16 protein-coding genes are annotated in these 17,640 nt (G+C 52.4%); 6 read left to right on the top strand and 10 right to left on the bottom strand.

Annotated elements, in window-relative coordinates; genetic code table 11:
• Positions 1-152 precede the first annotated feature (152 nt).
• The 3 genes from CLR69_RS08400 to CLR69_RS08390 are packed head-to-tail and all read right to left on the bottom strand — an operon-like array spanning position 153 to position 4,370.
• The gene (locus CLR69_RS08400) at positions 153-1,946 is read right to left on the bottom strand and encodes an aryl-sulfate sulfotransferase (RefSeq protein WP_129713263.1); all 1,794 of its coding nucleotides are present in this window, start codon (positions 1,944-1,946) and stop codon (positions 153-155) included.
• Between the two features lie 16 nt (positions 1,947-1,962).
• On the bottom strand, positions 1,963-2,772 hold the full coding sequence (locus CLR69_RS08395) for an ABC transporter ATP-binding protein (RefSeq protein ID WP_129713262.1): 810 nt from the start codon (positions 2,770-2,772) through the stop codon (positions 1,963-1,965).
• A complete protein-coding gene (locus tag CLR69_RS08390) occupies positions 2,769-4,370 on the bottom strand; it encodes an ABC transporter permease (protein ID WP_129713261.1) in 1,602 nt (533 codons plus the stop codon). Before CLR69_RS08390 ends, CLR69_RS08395 begins: the two co-directional genes overlap by 4 nt.
• Positions 4,371-4,608: 238 nt before the next feature.
• On the opposite strand from CLR69_RS08390, the gene CLR69_RS08385 reads away from it, so the two are divergent.
• Complete coding sequence (locus tag CLR69_RS08385; protein ID WP_129713260.1) at positions 4,609-5,739, top strand: ABC transporter substrate-binding protein; 1,131 nt, start codon at positions 4,609-4,611, stop codon at positions 5,737-5,739.
• 12 nt (positions 5,740-5,751) lie between these two features.
• Here CLR69_RS08385 and CLR69_RS08380 read toward each other — a convergent pair whose 3' ends face one another.
• The 3 genes from CLR69_RS08380 to CLR69_RS08370 all read right to left on the bottom strand — a co-directional run bounded on the left by CLR69_RS08380 (position 5,752) and on the right by CLR69_RS08370 (position 8,809).
• Positions 5,752-6,690 carry a LysR family transcriptional regulator gene (locus CLR69_RS08380; RefSeq protein ID WP_129704009.1) on the bottom strand — a complete coding sequence of 313 codons (939 nt, stop codon included), beginning with the start codon at positions 6,688-6,690 and terminating at the stop codon, positions 5,752-5,754.
• Between the two features lie 316 nt (positions 6,691-7,006).
• Positions 7,007-7,765, bottom strand: coding sequence for a CDP-diacylglycerol diphosphatase (locus tag CLR69_RS08375; RefSeq protein ID WP_129713259.1), 759 nt, complete (start codon positions 7,763-7,765; stop codon positions 7,007-7,009).
• Positions 7,766-8,071: 306 nt separating this feature from the next.
• Positions 8,072-8,809 (bottom strand): LuxR family transcriptional regulator, encoded by a 738-nt coding sequence (locus tag CLR69_RS08370; RefSeq protein WP_129713258.1) that lies wholly within the window; start codon positions 8,807-8,809, stop codon positions 8,072-8,074.
• Positions 8,810-9,626: 817 nt separating this feature from the next.
• On the opposite strand from CLR69_RS08370, the gene CLR69_RS08365 reads away from it, so the two are divergent.
• Positions 9,627-10,598: a chemotaxis protein gene (locus tag CLR69_RS08365; protein WP_129704016.1), complete on the top strand. Its 972-nt coding sequence runs from the start codon at positions 9,627-9,629 to the stop codon at positions 10,596-10,598.
• Between the two features lie 249 nt (positions 10,599-10,847).
• Here the strand turns inward: CLR69_RS08365 and CLR69_RS08360 are convergent, their stop codons facing one another.
• Positions 10,848-12,131, bottom strand: a complete 1,284-nt coding sequence (locus tag CLR69_RS08360) for a TetR/AcrR family transcriptional regulator (protein ID WP_129713257.1) — start codon at positions 12,129-12,131, stop codon at positions 10,848-10,850.
• Positions 12,132-12,224: 93 nt separating this feature from the next.
• Between CLR69_RS08360 and CLR69_RS08355 the strand changes: the two genes are divergently transcribed.
• On the top strand, positions 12,225-13,481 hold the full coding sequence (locus CLR69_RS08355; RefSeq protein ID WP_129713256.1) for a multidrug effflux MFS transporter: 1,257 nt from the start codon (positions 12,225-12,227) through the stop codon (positions 13,479-13,481).
• A gap of 46 nt (positions 13,482-13,527) precedes the next feature.
• Here the strand turns inward: CLR69_RS08355 and yghU are convergent, their stop codons facing one another.
• Complete coding sequence (gene yghU / locus CLR69_RS08350; RefSeq protein WP_129713255.1) at positions 13,528-14,367, bottom strand: glutathione-dependent disulfide-bond oxidoreductase; 840 nt, start codon at positions 14,365-14,367, stop codon at positions 13,528-13,530.
• A 159-nt stretch (positions 14,368-14,526) separates the two neighbouring features.
• Positions 14,527-15,138, bottom strand: coding sequence for an NAD(P)-dependent oxidoreductase (locus tag CLR69_RS08345; RefSeq protein WP_129713254.1), 612 nt, complete (start codon positions 15,136-15,138; stop codon positions 14,527-14,529).
• A gap of 102 nt (positions 15,139-15,240) precedes the next feature.
• Between CLR69_RS08345 and CLR69_RS08340 the strand changes: the two genes are divergently transcribed.
• The 3 genes from CLR69_RS08340 to CLR69_RS08330 all read left to right on the top strand — a co-directional run bounded on the left by CLR69_RS08340 (position 15,241) and on the right by CLR69_RS08330 (position 16,567).
• The gene (locus tag CLR69_RS08340) at positions 15,241-15,681 is read left to right on the top strand and encodes a winged helix-turn-helix transcriptional regulator (protein WP_129713253.1); all 441 of its coding nucleotides are present in this window, start codon (positions 15,241-15,243) and stop codon (positions 15,679-15,681) included.
• 226 nt (positions 15,682-15,907) lie between these two features.
• The gene (locus CLR69_RS08335) at positions 15,908-16,246 is read left to right on the top strand and encodes a type II toxin-antitoxin system RelE/ParE family toxin (RefSeq protein ID WP_129713252.1); all 339 of its coding nucleotides are present in this window, start codon (positions 15,908-15,910) and stop codon (positions 16,244-16,246) included.
• An 18-nt stretch (positions 16,247-16,264) separates the two neighbouring features.
• Positions 16,265-16,567: a helix-turn-helix domain-containing protein gene (locus CLR69_RS08330; protein ID WP_129713251.1), complete on the top strand. Its 303-nt coding sequence runs from the start codon at positions 16,265-16,267 to the stop codon at positions 16,565-16,567.
• A gap of 42 nt (positions 16,568-16,609) precedes the next feature.
• Here CLR69_RS08330 and CLR69_RS08325 read toward each other — a convergent pair whose 3' ends face one another.
• Positions 16,610-17,614 carry a threonine ammonia-lyase gene (locus CLR69_RS08325; RefSeq protein WP_129713250.1) on the bottom strand — a complete coding sequence of 335 codons (1,005 nt, stop codon included), beginning with the start codon at positions 17,612-17,614 and terminating at the stop codon, positions 16,610-16,612.
• Between the last annotated feature and the right edge of the window lie 26 nt (positions 17,615-17,640).

The raw sequence follows: 17,640 nt of genomic DNA, 5'->3' as shown, positions 1-17,640 counted from the left end.
TCTTTATGCAATGGTAAAAGAAGCGGATATAGGCAGGGAAGAAACACAGAGGATGATTACGCTGATATGGAAGCGTGCGCGCAAGAAAAGTGAGAAATGAAAGAAACACAGCGATCTCACAGGAAGCGAGATCGCTTTAGATGTCACGGCGTTTAGGCTTGCTGTTCTGCCAGCCACTGGCGTAGGCGTTCCGGTTGTTGTGCGCCGCTCAGGCGAGCCTGTTCTTCACCGTTGGCGATCCAGAGTAGCGTTGGCAATGTTCTTACCGCCAATTTCTCCGCCAGTGTGATGTGATGATCGGCGTCCAGATAATGGCTCGTTATGTGGCGGTATTCCTCGTTATCCAGAATCGTTTCCAATTGGCGATAGAGGCGCTTACAGTGTACGCAGCGCTCTGCACCTACCAGCAACAGCTGTGGTTCAGCTTGTGCTGCCAGTTCTGTCCAGTCGTTGGCGGTAAGTGGAGCAAAGCGCTCACGGTTGACGGAAAAGAGTTTCGGACTGCGCTTGAGGTCTTCACTGTCGGTCGCGACACACAGGGCATCGCCGCTCTTTTTGTAGGGGCGTGTGCCGTCAATGCGAATGACGCTGGCGAAGCCGGGCGTGGCGGCCCCAGGCTGGCGTAGCTGTGTGTTATCCGGTGCGATCACCGGCGTTTCCTGCGGACGCGACAGCTGCGGCACCCACTCATAGGGCACGCGGTAGGCGCGATACAGCATGTTAGTGTTCACCGTCTTACCCCAGTAGGGGGAAATAAACTCCCAGACAATTTCGTGATCGACGGTGACTTCAAACAGCCGACCATTAGCCCCTTCGTTAATCAGCGTATTGCCGTTCGGCAGGCGCTGAATATTGCTGATATAAGGGCTGTAAAAACGAAACGCGTCGGTTGGGTGTGGAATGCCCGCTTCATAAGGCGAGTAGCGCCAGACGATATCCAGCGTGACCGGATTGATCTCCAACACGCGAGAATGGTCGCGCCAGGCGTTTTTCACTCCATCAGGAGATGCAGGATTGGGTGCACCGTAGCCTGCCCAGCCACCGTTATCAAACACCAGAATATTGCCCGCGCCCGGCAAGCCCGCTGGAATCATATGCGCGTGGTGCTGGCCGATAATCCAGCCGATATGCTTGAGTTCAGGCGTATTGTAATGGGGACCAAGCTGCCAGACGATGTTACCGCTCTGCTTGTCGATGATGGCGATAATGTTGGATTCGCGGGCGTCCCAGATGATGTTATCGGGGTGGAAACGGGTATCGCCCTGATCGAACCACGGATTGGGGCCGAGTGCTGACATCGAGTTGATATGCATCCAGTCGCCCATCCCGCCGCCGCTTTTGCGCAGGTTAGGATTGTTGTACAGCGCGGTTTTGGCATCGTCGTCAAAACCCAACTCGTCGAAATGGTCGCTGCACCGCCACTCCCACAAAATATTGCCCTGCCAGTCAACCTCGATGATGGTGTCATCAAGCAGTAACTTGTCGCTGATGCGTTCGTTATGCAGGTTGGTATGCGCCAGCAATAGCGTGTTGCCGCCAATCGACTGCGGTTCTTGCCCTGGCGCGTAATAGCCGACCGGATTGCCGCTGCGCTGGTAATCATGGTGGACGCGCGCCATCCATTCTGGCGGAAGGTCAGGATCGGTAATGTGTTCATAGCCGTTGAATTTCCAAACGACATTGCCGTCCCAGTCCACCTGAATCAGGTCGACCATATCTTGCATGCCGTAGCGTGAATCGCGTTCGCCGCTGTGCCCGAGGATGTAACCGCCGGGCAGGATTTTGTTGGGGAAGCCGTGCAGGCCTTCCCACAGGCGTAGTTCGGTGCCGTTCATATCCACCAGCACAGCACCGCGCTCCAGCGCTTGAAAGACGGTGTAGCCGCCCCAGGCTTTTTCCGGGTTGTAAATCGTTGTGCCGGTCGGGTAGACGGAAGGGTGTCCCATAATGGTGCTCCAGTATTTACGTGTTCAGAGAAGAAAGGGCAGCTGCCGTGTCAGTAGGCTGCGTCAGTAGCGCGAGCAGATCGCTGCACTGCTGGTGAAAGGTCTGGCTGTCACGCTGACGCGGATGCGGTAGCGAAATGGTTGCAATCTGGCGGATACGGCCCGGTCGCGGTGCCAGCACGACAACGCGGTCGGCGAGATAGACAGCCTCCTCGACGTCATGTGTCACCAGCAGCGTAGTGGTGCCTTCCGCCTGATGAATGCGGCGCAGTTCCTGTTGCATCTGCTGGCGGGTCAGCGCATCCAGTGCACCAAAAGGTTCATCCAGCATCAGGATGCGTGGGTTGGCGACCAGCCCGCGCGCGATAGCCACACGCTGCGCCATACCGCCGGAAAGCTGTGCGGGTAGAGCGTCGGCAAAATCCTGCAAATGCACTAATTGAATGAAGTGATCGATCAGGTGCTTGCGATCTTTTTCGCTGATTGATTCATTCGCCAGCCCGAGTGCGATGTTTTGCCGCACCGTCAGCCATGGAAACAGGCGCGGTTCCTGAAACACCATGCCACGCTCACGCCCTATGCCGCGCACGGTTTTTCCCTCGACCAGCACGCGCCCCTGATAGTCGTTGTCTAACCCGACCAGCATGCGCAGCAGCGTGGATTTGCCGCAGCCGCTGCTGCCGACAATCGCCACCAGTTCACCGCTGTGAATCGACAGGGAAAAATCCTCAATCACCGTCAGCGGTTCGCCCTGTACGCGAAACTGTTTGCGCAGATGGTCGAACTGCACCACTGGCGGTGATACATCAAGGGAAGGGGACGTCATACGATTTCTCCTGCGGAACGCCAGCGCGTCATCCGCTGTTCCAGACCTAATCCGACGCGATCGAGCACTGCGCCTGTTAATCCAATCAATAGCATGCCGCTGATAATTAGAGGCATGTCCAGCAACTGCTGAGCGTTGATCATCAGGCTGCCGATTCCAGTGCCGGATGACATGAAATATTCTGCGCCGATGGTGCCAAGCCAGGCGTAAACCAGCGACAGACGTAGGCCTGCGAAGATGGCAGGCGCAGCGCCCGGCAAAATCAGAACTCGTAGACGGGTCGCTAAACGCAGTTGCAACACCAGCGCGACTTCCTGCAAGGCTTGGGAACGTTGGCGAATGCCGCGATGGCTGGCCACCAGCATGGGAAAGAAAGAGGCGAGTGCGACAAACGTGATTTTTCCGGCTTCATCGTTACCGACCCAGGCAGTCAGCAGTGGCAGCCAGGCAAACAGGGCAATCTGACGCAGCGTCGCGATCGTGGGTGTGAAGAGCGCGTCGCTGGTGGCATTCAGTCCCAGCAGCGCACCGGCTACGAGGCCTGCGACAATACCGCATACTGCACCGGCGAGCGCACGAGTCAGACTGGCCTGCATCGCCTCGGTAAGTGAACCATCGCGGACGCCTTGTAGCAGCGTGTGCCACACGTCGGCGGGTGGGGGGAGCAAGAGCGGGTCGATCCAGCCAAAGCGGCTGGCCTGCTGCCATAACAGAAGAAGCAGAAAAGGCAAAACCAGAGCCGATAGTCTGCGAGACGGCGTCGTGGTGAGTCGGCTGAGTGGGGGATGCGGCCAGAAGACCAGACGGCGCTCCAGTTGGTTGATCAGCCACTCCATTGTCAGCCCAGCCAGACCGATGACGGCGATGCAGACAAACACGATGTCTAGCTGAAACAGCTGGCGTCCCCACACCAGCAGATAGCCGATACCCTGAGACGATGCGAGCAGTTCGACCACGATCAGCGACACCCACGCCTGCGAAAGCGCGAGCCGTAAGCCGGTTAGCCAGGTGGGGAAAGCGGCAGGTAACATTAATTTGATGAAGCGTTGGTGCCACGACAGGCGCAGGGTTCGGGCAACTTCCTGTAGCGCGTGTGGCACATTTCGCACACCCGTTTGCGTATGCAGCGTCACTGGGATAATGACGGCCTTGATGATGACCGCAAGCTTCAGAGCGTCATCAATACCAAACAGCACCATAAACAGCGGGATCCAACCCAGCGTAGGGATCTGCGCCAGCGCGTATACCGTTGGGTGCAGCAAGTGTTCAGCGCGACGTGATGCTCCCATGAGCGCACCGAGTAACGTTCCAGCCAGTAAACCTGCCAGCAGGCCGCCGACGAGTCGTTGCAGGCTGATAAAGAGCTGCGGCAGGAGATCGTTGTGCCAGAGTTCTACGGCGGTGTTGGCGACGACATTGGGGGCAGGAAGAATTTGAACGGGCATCCAGCCGTAATGGGTACTGATGTACCACAGCGCCAGCAACACCAATGGCACGACAAGCGGTACTACGATTAGCACCACAAGAGAATAGACCCGCGTTATCGGCAGTGAAGGCCAGACGACCGCGGTTTTCTTCAGCAGTATCGACTTATTCATTTTATTTCACAAAAGCACCACGGCTGGATGAATAAGTAATAAAAAACAGGTTTACACGCTGAAGGCCAATGCAATAAAACGATGGTCGCCGTGCAATAAATGCATATGCGTAGCCCGAGCCCGCCAGTGCTGATTTATGCTTTTTTCCGCTGAGTAAACCTATAAATGTTATTTAAGCCTGATACCGAGGGTTCGTTAGTTTTCATGGCAGATGAAACGGATTACTGAGGAACACCGTATGCAGCATGTTACCGCTTTAGATTTGCTAGCTTCCTATTCTCGCTGGCGACTGGGAATGAATAAGATTCTTGGTATTACGTTACTGATGAGTGCCGCGCTCGTTTCTGCGGTACAGGCTGACGATAGCGTAACGCCGGATGCACAGAAACCAACGGAGATTCGTATCGGTTTGCCGGACCAAAGCGCCGGTAGTAAGCCCTTTATCCGAGGACCTCTGGGGCTGGCGCATATTCAAAAGCAACTGGAGAAAGAATTTGAGCCGCAGGGTATTAAAATTCAGTGGTCGTTCTTTAAAGGCGCAGGGCCCGCGGTGAATGAGGCGCTGGCAAACAAGCAGTTGGATGTGGTGTATCTGGGCGATCTGGCCGCTATTATTGGCCGTGCGGGTGGCCTGCCAACGCGGGTGCTAGTGGGGTCGCGTGGTTCTAATTCTTATCTGGCAGTGACACCGGAATCGGGTATTCAACGCATTGAAGATTTACGCGGCAAGCGGATTGCGGTCTATAAAGGAACGGCCGATCAGCTGTCGTTTGAACGTGCAATTAAAAGCGTCGGGCTGAACGAACGCGATGTGAGAGTGATCAATCTTGACTGGACGGCGGGCAAAGCGGCGCTGGCGGCAAGACGTGTTGATGCGGTGTGGGGCGGTGTTTCTCTGCTGGCATTGCGTAAGCAGGGTATTAATATCGTTACTACCAGCCGTGCGCTGGGGTGGGCGAATACCACACAGGCTGCGGTGCTAGCGACGCAGGATTTTATCGATCGCTATCCAGGAACGACGCAACAGTTGGTGAATGTGCTGGTGGATAATGCGCGGTGGATCGGTGATGCGCAGCACTTGCCGGAATACACGGCGCTAATGTCTGAACAGAGTCAGATTCCGCAGGCGATTTTTCAGGAAGAGCTGAAAGCGGAAGATCTCCCATTCCAAAGCTCGCCGCGCCTCGATCCGTTCCTGCTCAGCAGTTTGCAGGACAGCATCGAGCGGGCGAAAGCCGCCGGGCTGATTCGCAACACGTTCTCAGCCAGCGACTGGTTTGCCGGCCAGTTTGTCGACCGGGCATTAAAAGCCAAAGCGCTGGAATCGAACTGGACAGTGTATGACGCCAGCGGTAATCCGACGAAATAATCATGACGGCGCTTACAGGGTCGGCAGTGCCGGAGCCGGTGAGCGCAGCCGGTCCTGTGCCAGTATGGTTTCGATCATCAGTTCGGCCAGCGGCGGCAATGTTCTTTGCAAACAGGTGACAATACCGAAGCGGGTTTGCATGTTTCCCCATTCCGGCGGTGTCCCCGTAAGCGGGATTTCTACTAACTGATGGCTTAATCGTCCTAGTGCGAATCCATCCTCGCTGGCGAAGCTGATAGCCTGCGTATGTCGCAGGATGCTGAAGACCGAATAGATATGGTCACACTGAATCTGCGGCCGGTAATCGGGCTGGCGAGTGAGGGCAGCCAAAACCTTACGCATGCCGACGGGCATAAACGGTGAGGCGAGCGGAAAACGCAGCAGGTCATCCGGCGTCACGTTCGTCTGCTGTGCCAGCGGGTGTGAAGAATGGCAGATAAAGAAGCAGCGCTGCTGGCTTAATGGCTGGACATGGAGATTCGTTTCCATTTCGGCCTGCCAGGTATCGGCAACGATGAAAGGCCACTCGTCGGCCAGCAGCCGCTCACGCAGGGACTGCCAGTTATCCACGCTGTAGGTGACTCTGGCTCGTGGGCGAAGGGCATGGAGATGTGCGACCGCTTTGGGGATCAACGCGGTAGAGGGCGCAGGGCCGCAGCCAAACGTCAGTTCGCCTTCCTGTGCCTCGCTGATCTGCCGCATGTCGGTCATCAACTCCCAGGACAGCTCCTGCATACGCCGCGCAAACGGCAGCAGCGTATTGCCCTGCCACGTCAGCGCAAAGCGTCGGTTCTGGCGATCGATAAGCGGATGCCCCATCGCTTGTTCCAGCGCCTGAATGCTGCGGCTGAATGCCGACTGCGACAGACAGACGGCCTCTGCGGCCTGTACGAAACTCCCATGTTCGGCCAGTGCAAGAAAATTGCGTAATTGCCGTAAATCCAGATGCATGTTGCAGCTACCTACGTATCGATTTTCCCCACTTTTTAGGCGGAGGTTGGATAGCAATGCAATGAACAAAACGTTATAAGTTATAGCGAATTGATTGCTATACCCGTCATACTTCAAGTTGCATGTGCGTTGGCTTCATTCGGTCACCCGAATCACTTACTTGGGTAAGCTCATCGGGACTCCTTCACTTGCCGCGTTATTCGGCCTTATGGCCTCACCCCTTTGGGGTCAGCGCAAGCGCTGTTCAAAACGAATGCGTTTTGTCCTGAAACTTGAATTCTTTAGGGTATATCGACCTTCAGGTCGCGGTCAGCGGCTATTTTGCCAGTGCACAAGAAAAATCCTGAATTTCTTCCACGGAGCCGAGACTCATATTAAACACGTCAAGACTGCTGGCGAGCAGCACCTTCTCGCCCGTGGGCGTAGAAACCATCGCAAGACCGTATTTGCCGATAGATTCATTTCGCTGCTGTGCGTAACGATCTAGGGTTTTGAACGGATCGTTTTGCGTCAGTTCGTTCGCCGTGATCGTTTTTGCCAGATAGATGTGTCCGTTAATCTTCGCTGGCAGCGCTTTCCAGTCGCCAGAGAGCGTCGGGAACTGCTGATTCAGCGTTTGATAAATCTCAGGGCGCAGGCAGGCAATGTGGATATGTAGCTGGTTTTGCGTGCGACCATAGCGTGAGTTAATCGCCAGAGAAATATAGTCATCTTTAATCGGTTTACCTGCTTCGCGTGACAGATGGCCGCGTCGGTCCCATGCCTGCATGAAGAAATTGGGGGTGTTTTGCTGCAAGAGTTCAGGGCTCTCGATGCCGCTGATTTTATCCGTGGGGAGTAACAGGTCGTGATAGGGGCCGTTTCTGTCATCAAATAGCACGTAGCCCTCCGTCAGATTGACCTCCAGGCAGGGGGCGGGTTTCCCGCTGCGCTGCTGGTTGGGTACACACTGTTCGCTGACGATTTCCCACAGCGCGTTACTGTTTCCTCGGCTCACTTTCCATCCGATTACCGTGGCTGCGGTAAGTAAAATGACGGCAGAAACAGTGAAGAACAGGATCGTGTTGCGTTTCATGACGGGTCTCCGGCGGGCGCATAAGGCGCGAAGTAGCAGGGAAAAACGGGGCATGAGAATTCAGTGATAAGCCAGTATGGGGGAGAGGCGATGTCATTAATATGACTTTGGTGAAAGGAGAAATCCTAATCAGTAACGGATTGTAAGAGGAGTCAGCGGCAAGAGGAACCGATGGTAACCGCAGGCTGCTGCACGCAGGGATGGCAAACGAAGCTGAACTATATCGCGCATTGTGGAACGTGCAGCAGACGAGTATGCGTCTATCTCACTGTACCGATGTGTCAGGTGAAATAGATGCGCTAGCGATTATAAGGGCTCAGGTTTGATGAGCTGTAATTCCACGCCCAGTCTTATGGCATGTTTGGCATTCAGAACGCCTAGTTTCTTTACCACATTACCAATATGGAATTTCACGGTGCTGATTTTTATATCCAGAATCAGCGCAATTTCCGGGTAGGTTTTTCCCATACTGGCCCAGTAAAGAATTTCGTTTTCACGCTGAGAAAAAATCTCTTTGTCGCCTTGTTTTTTGCTCTGAGTATTTTGTGTCATCTCTTTGTAAAGCGTGGTGATTTTCTCATGGGTAGTAATGAGCAGCATTTGCAGTTTGTCTTTGTTTCCTTCAACAATACTTTCCATATCCGTTGGTACATGTTCTTCAAACATAATCGATAGTGCTGCAAGATTATTATTGTTGTCATGCAAGACAAAGGTGTAGCCATTAACAATATCGTACTCTTTTGACAGATTAAAAATCTTGGAGAACTTTAGCTTAGAATTAATAACGATATTATCTTCCCAAGAGAACGGCGAGACTTTATTTATCGCTGTTAAAATAACGGGATCAATATGCTGATAGTTGTTTTCTTTGTAGGTATTAACCCATTCCTGCGGGTAATTTGAGATGATCACAACCTGGGACGGATTCTTCTTATTCATGATCATATAGGCGTATTTCAGGTCGCCATACTGCTTTAACTTTCGGCTGAGATAGCTTTTTATCGTGTTATTGATAATTTCATTGTCAGAGCAAAATACAGACATGTAACGACCTCAATAAAAAGCGAGAATGTACCCATGATATAGATGATGTCATAAAAGTATAGTGCCGACCTATACCTAAGTCTAACTACTGTTACTCCATGATATCACTTATAATTTTTTCATGAACAGGGCAATTTATAAAAAAATTTAAAAAAGTAAATTTTAAAAATAATTGTTACAAATTGATTTGCCAACCCAGGGAATTACCCATAATTTTGTTCCTGTTCTGTCTACTGAATTTAGGGTGCATGGTATCAAGCCATGCGCCCTAAAAGCAGCTTCCTCATCATACTTCACATTACCTACACGCTGGCCTTCCTGTGACGAACGGATAGCAACGCCTGTGATTCGGCGTTGGATAGTAAATAATCCGTTTTCCCTTATCAATCGCCGTCTTCTTTCTGTGCTCATTGTCGTGCTTTTCTTGTCTTTCTCCCGTTTTTACCGGCGGTGATGTGCCTGTGTATCGAGATCGGCGTAAGGTTTTCTTCTCGGGCAACATTTCTGTCACGATTTGGGATAAGGTGTTGGCAAGTTCTGCCGATATTAATGGTTCAGGGAATGTTATCTGCGCCTTAAAGGATGCGAGCCGACCGTTATACTGAGAGGGTTGATATCCGTCTACTGGTCCGATGATTGCCATCGTTGGATGATGAGGTTGACACAACTAACAAATATTTTACGTTTGACGCTGGATAAGATTGAAGAACACGACTATCACGTACAGTGGAGCGGCCAGATGTTAGTTCATGTTTACTCACATCTCGAATGTTGCCTGATTACGCTATACCTATAAATGACTCGCACTGAGGAAAGCATGGATAATTTTCAAAAAGAGATTGATGAGAGAACAAACCTTACCTCTGCTAATAAATTCGAACTCTTATTATTCCAGTTGGGCAAATCACCTGAAGGTGGCAAATCTGAGCTGTTTGGCATCAACGTATTTAAACTGCGTGAGATTGTGCCAATGCCTACGTTGACCAAAGCGGCTGGCATGAAATCGCCGATGCTGGGCATGGTCAACATTCGTGGGCAAATCATTCCCGTTATCGATCTTCCTGCTGTGGTCGGCAGTGCACCGGATACGGGCCTAAATATTCTCCTTATTACTGAGTATGCGCGTAGTACGCAGGCATTCGCAGTGGAATCGGTAGACGATATCGTTCGTCTGGAATGGAGCCAGGTTCTGACCGCTGAAGCGGGCGTGAGTAGCTCCTATATCACCAGTATTGCACGCCTTGATAACGACAAAGACAGTAACCGTCTAGCTCTGGTGCTGGATGTTGAACAGATTCTGTTTGATATTATTCCTGGCGATCGCGAAACCAAGCTCAAAAATTCAGAAGAGAAAGTTTATCCCTATACGCCAGGCGCGATTGCGATTGTGGCGGAAGACTCCAAGGTCGCTCGTTCGCTGCTTGAACAGGGGCTAACTCAGATGGGCATTCCGTTTAGTATGCACATCACTGGACAGGATGCCTGGAACAAGATTCGGCAGATTGCACAAGAAGCGCAATCAGAAGGGCGACCTATCTCGGATAAAATCTCGCTTGTCCTGACCGATTTGGAAATGCCGGAAATGGATGGCTTTACGCTGACCAGAAATATCAAGCGTGAAGAATTCCTGAAGAATATCCCCGTTGTGATTCACTCTTCACTTTCTGGTAGCGCGAACGAAGATCACGTACGTAATGTTGGTGCAGATGCTTACGTCGCGAAATTCGAAATCAATGAACTGTCGACGGCGATCCAAACTGTGCTGAATAAAGCAAAAGTCAGCCGTTAATTAGTCGCACTGCCGTATTACACATTCGGCCTTTGCCTCCTCCTTTGCGGGAGAGGGCAGAGGCCGATTTTTTTCGTTGCCACCTGTTTAGCTGCTCCCGATTTAATCCCGCGTCTATGAATGCAGGCGAGAGTGATTGCGCTTGATTGGTTCATAGAGGTAGTACATATGTACAGTTTTTATTGTAAGGGCCGGTAACGAGAAGGGAAAATGGAACCGTAGAGGGACTAAAACGGTTTCTCTGCAAGCTTAGCGGAAGGCGTTATACAGCGCTGAAACCGCCTGATAGACCAGATCGCGCGGTAGAGTACGCTCATGTTTTTCCAGCAGTGCACGGATGAAGAAGCCGTTCAACAGCGTACCCAACGGAAGTGCGGCGCTATCGGGAGCGACGACTTTGATGATAGCGATAACGGTGTTAGACCATTCGAGCGCGATGGGGCGCAGGGAAGGGCGTGAAATGGCGGCGGTAAAAAGTTCATACTCGTGTGTCAGCTCATCAATATCCTCAATGCCACGCATGACAAAATCAGTCAGGACATCGCATGGGTCGTCGTGACGACGTCGGAGAAACCAGCTAAACATATCATCGCGAAATAGGGCAATGGCGCTAATCATGACGGCATTCAGGATGTCGTCCAGACTAGTAAAGTGGTAGGTGGTTGATCCTAACGGTACATGAGCGTCATGCGCGACGGCGCGGTGTGTTAATGCACCAATACCATCACGTTTGATGAGATCCGTGGCGGTTTCAATAATGTGAGCCGCGCGCGAATGTACGGTTTTTAACCCCGCACCGCTTGGCGTGACGCCTTTTTCCGCCAGCCAGGCGATTGCCTGTTCTGAGTTGGTTTCGCCAGCGGGAATCGCTGGCATTTCTCGTGAGGAAAACGCAGGCTGCGTAGCGTGAAGAGCTGTAATGGTGTGTGCGGTAGATGTATGTGTCGCTGTAGCATCGTCCGATTGGAACAAGGATTTGGCATCACTAAGCATGGCCTGCCGTTCCTCGCGATCTAACGTCACAAAACCCAGCCCTTGTAATAGGAAAATGCCTTCTGTGGCGAGAAAAGCCAGGCGGATACGTTGCATTGTCGGCGTGGCATCACGTAACCGATCCAATCTGGTACGATAAAATTCCCGTACGGGTTCCAACATTGCAGGGGAATGAACCAGCGCGGTGAGCAGGCCAACGGCACGCGATGTTGTTTCCTCTTCTTCCTGAGCAATCGCAGTAATATGGCCGAGTACATCGGCATGAGGTTGGCCGCTATAGCGTGCGGTTTGTTGCTGTGCTTCCTGCTCAAAGCGGGCAAGTTCACGCGACAGCATGGTCATGATCAACAGGTCCTTACTAGGAAAGCTGTAAACCAGCCCACCTTTGCTAATGCCCGCTTCTACGGCAACGGCATCCAACGTAAAACGATGCACGCCATCGCGCAGCAGTACCTTTTCCGCTGCATCCAGAATCAGATCGTTTTCAATGGTTTTTTTGCGCGCCATCACATTACCTTGTATTTTCGACTGCTCAGTCATATATTGCGTTCGGCAATGCGCATCTTATCCGATTCGCACTCCCATTGCTGTCGGTTATTCATGTTTACGTGGTCTATTTTTGAGGTGTTATCGATGTCTGATTCGTCTTTATTGGCGTCGCGCAGTTTTGTTCTCATCGGCATTTTAGGCATCCTATGCGCGTTTGATGCCATGTCGATTGATATGTATCTCCCGGCTTTTCCCGCGATCCAGCAGGATATTGGCGCGGATGCAGCGGGAATGCAGACCTCGCTGTCGGTCTTTTTGATCGGGCTGGCGCTTGGTCAACTAGTCTATGGGCCGTTGACCGATCGCTATGGCCGAAAAGGGCCGCTGCTGCTGGGCATTGTGCTATTTTCTCTTTCTTCCTTATTTATTGCCCATGCTTCCACGCTATCGGGGTTTGTCTTCTTCCGTCTGATGCAAGGCCTCGGTGGTGCAGCTGGACTGGTTATTCCGCGCGCTATCGTGGCAGATTTGTACTCGGAGCGTGATGCCGCAAAAGTGTTCTCGCTGCTCATGCAGGTGATGGCGATAGCGCCGATCATCGCGCCGCCATTGGGCGGTGTTCTGCTCGGTTCGCTGGGCTGGTCAGCTATTTTCTGGGTGCTGACGGTTGTTGGCATCGTAATGCTGTTTGCCACCTGGCGTTGTGTGCCTGAAAGCCTTCCGCGGCGTGACCGCGTCGGTGGTGGCATGCTTTCTGCTTTAACCGGCTATGCCGTGTTACTACGGCAGAAAAAATTCATGGGCTATACGCTTTCAGGCTCTTTCGTGATGGGCGGCCTGTTTACCTATATTGGTGCATCTGCCTTCATTTTTATTGAATATTTCCAGCTTTCGCCAACGACCTACAGCTATATTTTTGCGTCAAATGCGCTTGGCATGGTGGCGATGGGGCAAATCAATATCTTTCTGCTCAACCGCTGGCGTGAATATCAAATCTTGCCAATCGGGATCGCTCTGCATGTTGCCGGAGGGCTGGTGTTATCCGGCGTTCTGCTGGCAGGCATGACGTCGTTGTGGATCGTTACGGCATTGCTGTTCCTGACCATGAGCTTCCTGAGTCTGGTGTTCGGCAATGTGGTGGCGGTGGCGATGAATACCGCACCCGGTCAGACGGGGTCAGCTTCCTCGCTGCTCGGCGTATTACAGTATGTTTTCGGTGGAGGCGCAGGCGTGATGATGGGCGTTGTGCATGACGGCACGCTGCTTCCGCCAGTCATGTTATTAACCGCCTGTGCGATAGGAGCCCTGCTGAGCTGGTGGTATGCCTCGCGGCAGATGGGTATCGAGACCATGGAAAATAGATTGGCTGATAACCGTACATCAGAAAGGAAAGAGCACTAAAGATGAATGGGAATGCCGCCTGCACTGATTGACAGGCGGCAGAAGATTAATCCAGATCGGATGCCTGATGGCGCTCGGCGGCCTGCTCAGACTCTTCACCCCAGGTACGGTTTACCTTCCTGCCACGAATCACTGCCGGACGCGCGGCAATCTCATCGGCCCAGCGTTTCACATGCGTGTATTCATGCACGGACAGGAACTCCCCCGCGGAGTAAAGCGCGTTCTGCACGAGTCCGCCATACCACGGCCAGACGGCGATATCGGCAATTGTGTAGCTATCGCCAGCCAGATAACGACTCTCTGCCAATCGACGGTTGAGCACATCCAATTGGCGCTTGGTTTCCATCGTAAAGCGGTTGATTGGGTATTCAAATTTTTCCGGCGCATAGGCGTAGAAGTGCCCGAATCCACCGCCAACGTAAGGGGCGGAACCCATCTGCCAGAAAAGCCAATTCAGGGTTTCAGTACGCGTGGCGAGATCGCCTGGCAGCAGTGCCCCAAATTTCTCAGCCAGATAGACCAGAATGGAGCCAGATTCGAACACGCGAATCGGTTTGTCGCCGCTTTGGTCAAGTAATGCGGGGATTTTGGAGTTTGGGTTGATGTCGACAAATCCGCTAGAGAACTGATCTCCATCGCCTATCTTAATCAGCCAGGCATCGTACTCCGCACCCGAGTGGCCCAGCGCGAGCAGTTCTTCCAGCATGATCGTCACTTTCACGCCGTTTGGCGTCGCCAGCGAGTAAAGCTGAAGCGGGTGCTTGCCAACGGGCAGTGCTTTTTCGTGCGTCGGGCCGGCTATCGGGCGGTTAATATTGGCGAAAGCACCGCCGGAGGACGCGGGCTGCCAGACTTTTGGAGGCACATAGGTTGGAGACGTAGCCATTCAAAAACTCCTTATGCATGAAAAGAGAGCGAGTTAAGCCAACACCATAACAAACTCACGCCGTTCGCTGATACCGTTCTGTTCTATCTCTACCTCATAGCGATATAACGCCGCACACTGCTGAAGGAAATCGGCCAATGTGCGGCTCGTCATCAGAGCTTAATAGCCGACGGTAAAGCGTTGGCGAGAGTGTGCCGGAGTCTCAATTTCATCAACCAGTGCGACGGCATAATCTTCGAAGGAGATGCTGCTGCCGTTATCGTTACTCAGCAGTGCATCTTTGCCCAGGCGGAACGTGCCGGTGCGCTTGCCTGGAACAAATTCGGCGGATGGTGAGAGAAACGACCAATCGAGATCTTTTTCTTTCTTTAATAATTCAAGGAAGGCGGCACCACGAGAGGCTTCGGGGCGATAAGCATCAGGAAAATCCGGCTGGTCGATCAGACGCTGACCCGGCGCAATTTCAAGGCTTCCCGCACCGCCGACGACCAGATAGCGCTTTACGCCTGCGGCTTTAACGGCGGCGATCAGGGTTGCGGGATCGGACGAGCCAAATTTAACGGCGCTGACTACCACATCATGTCCCTTGAATAAGGCGACCAGTGCCTCTTTGTCCAGCGCGTCGCCTTGTTTAGCGGTGACGTGCGGCAGTGAGGCAATCTTTTCTGGTGAACGTGCAATCGCGGTGATCGTATGTCCGCGATCGGATAACTCTTTAAGAATGCGTGAACCCGCTTCGCCTGAGGCGCCAATGAGAGCGATATGTGACATGTGAACTCCTTATTTTCTTGTTTTGGGACTAAGTGACAAAAATAGACTATAGACAATCTGGATGGTACATTGCCGACTTTCTCCCAACAAGAAGTCACCGGTATGCAACCAGGTCACACAACAATGACTAATGACACAACCATCGACGACACGGTTAGCCAGCAAACATCGCCAGTTGAAAACCACGATGAGGCGGCGTTTGACCATCCTTGTCCGATCCGTGATGTGTTGGATCGCATCGGCGATCGGTGGAGCTTGTTAATACTGGAAGCGCTGGCGGAAAAGACACTGCGTTTTAACGAATTGAGTCGCCATATCGACGATATTTCACGTCAGATGTTGTCACGCACGCTAAAGCGCTTAGAGGCTGATGGCTTTATTCATCGGACGATTTATGCGGAAGTCCCCCCGCGCGTGGAATACACGCTAACGTCATTAGGGCACTCCTTTTTGCAACCCATGCAGTTGTTGATTCAGTGGGCCGATAAAAACCATGCCGAAATTTGCCGCTCTCGCCGTCAGGCCAGACAACGCGATGCCTGAACGACCATTTGACTCTTAATCAATTGGCCTCTCCACGCTAAATATCACCTTATCGTGCGACCTTGCTCGCACGATGATAGTCATTTCATTTTATCCCCACAGAAGTGTTGGAATACCTTTTCCGGTTTCTCTCACTGGCCTGAGCATATCGTCTACTGTCACTTCATAATCCCAATTATAGCTTTACTGCTATATAGCATTTAATCTATATTCGTAAGGGGGATTTGTGTGGAGAATTGAAACGACGGACGCGTTTGATCGCTGGTTAAGCGCATTAAACGATATAGATCGAGCTTGTGTGCTTGCAGCACTTATTGTGCTACGGGAAAAGGGGCCCATGCTACCTCGACCTTATGCTGATACGGTCAAAGGTTCCCGCTATAGCAACATGAAAGAGCTGCGCATTCAGAGCCGAGGGGTGCCGATACGAGCATTTTTTGCTTTCGACCCACATCGTAGAGGGATCCTGCTCTGTGCGGGTAATAAGTCTGGTAATGAAAAGCGCTTTTACGATGAGATGATCCCGTTTGCCGATCGAGAATTCACCAATTATCTGGAAAAATAGAGAAAAAGGAGTAATGCCATGGGGAGAACGCTGGAACAGCTTCTTGCGGATGAGAAACCAGAGGTCGTCATTGATGCTCATGCTATAGCAGCAGATATGTTGCTCAACATTCACCTTGCTGAACTGCGTGAGAGAGTGCAAAAAACGCAAGTAGAAATGGCGCAGACGCTTGGATTAAAGCAGCCGACCGTGGCGGTAATGGAGAAACCCGGTCGCGATCTGAAACTTTCCACACTCAAACGCTATGTTGAGGCGACCGGGAGTAAGCTACGCCTTGACGTCGAACTGCCGGACGGCTCTCATTACGAGTTTATGCTGTAATGCCTTCACGTATTTTGGCCGCGAAGAGGGCACTTGGACATCCTACTTATCCACACTGGCCGCTGCCTCATTAAGCAGAGTGAGATAGCGTGAGCTCGAAATGTTCCTGCCAGTGACAACACAGACGGTTTTTCGTCCCCTAATCTCGCTAGCGTAGCGAATAGCGCCCGCGATGGCTGGCACTCCCGAAGGTTCGACAACATGACGGTGAAGTTCGAGCATTGATAGCATCGCGGCTTTGATTTCAGCTTCTGATACCGTGAGCACAAGATCGACACGGTCACGAACCAGCGGCCAGGTCATCGCACTGGGCTCAATATAGCCGCTAACGCCTTCAGCGATGGAGGGCGCCAGATCGACGGGAAGCGTTTCACCGGCCTCCTTCCAACGGGCGAAAGTCGGGCTGGCTTCACTTTGTATGCCCCATACTTCAATCGCGGGGTTGATTGCTTTGGCTGCCGTCGCAATCCCTGAGGCGAGCCCGCCACCGCCGATATTCACCAGAATGATCTCCGCATCTACCCAGTCTTCCATAATCTCAAGGCCGACGGTGCCGCCACCTGCAATCATATGCGGATTGTCGTAAGCCGAAACGAAGGTGGCACCAGACTGTTGCGCTGCTGCTATTGCTGCTTGCCTTGCTTCTTCGATGTCATGAAAAAATGAAATACGGGCCCCACAATCTTTCATGGCCGCGACCTTCATCGGGTCTGCTGAGCGTGGCAAAAATATGGTTACGGGGATGCCTGCTACGTGTCCGGCATAGGCGAGTCCGAGTCCGTGATTTCCTGCCGTTGGGGCGATGACGCCAGCGCGGCGCTGTTCTGCATCAAGATTGGCAAGAACGTTTGCCGCGCCCCGTAGCTTGAAGCTACCGGTTTGCTGGAGGTTTTCCATCTTGAGCCGAATTTCCGCGCCAACAAGGGCGGATAATTCCTGCGAGTGCTCTAGCGGCGTTCTGCATATCGTTGTTTTAATCTGCTGAGAGGCAGTGTAAATATCTTTCAATGTGATAGTGTCGGTTGCTCTTTGGTGTTTGCTTGTCATAGTATTTCCCTATCCGCTATATATGG

The organism is Pectobacterium zantedeschiae (assembly GCF_004137795.1).
In the GTDB taxonomy this organism is placed as follows: domain Bacteria; phylum Pseudomonadota; class Gammaproteobacteria; order Enterobacterales; family Enterobacteriaceae; genus Pectobacterium; species Pectobacterium zantedeschiae.
The sequence above is the reverse complement of the archived record's forward strand: the minus strand, read 5'-3'. Positions and strand labels throughout refer to the sequence as shown.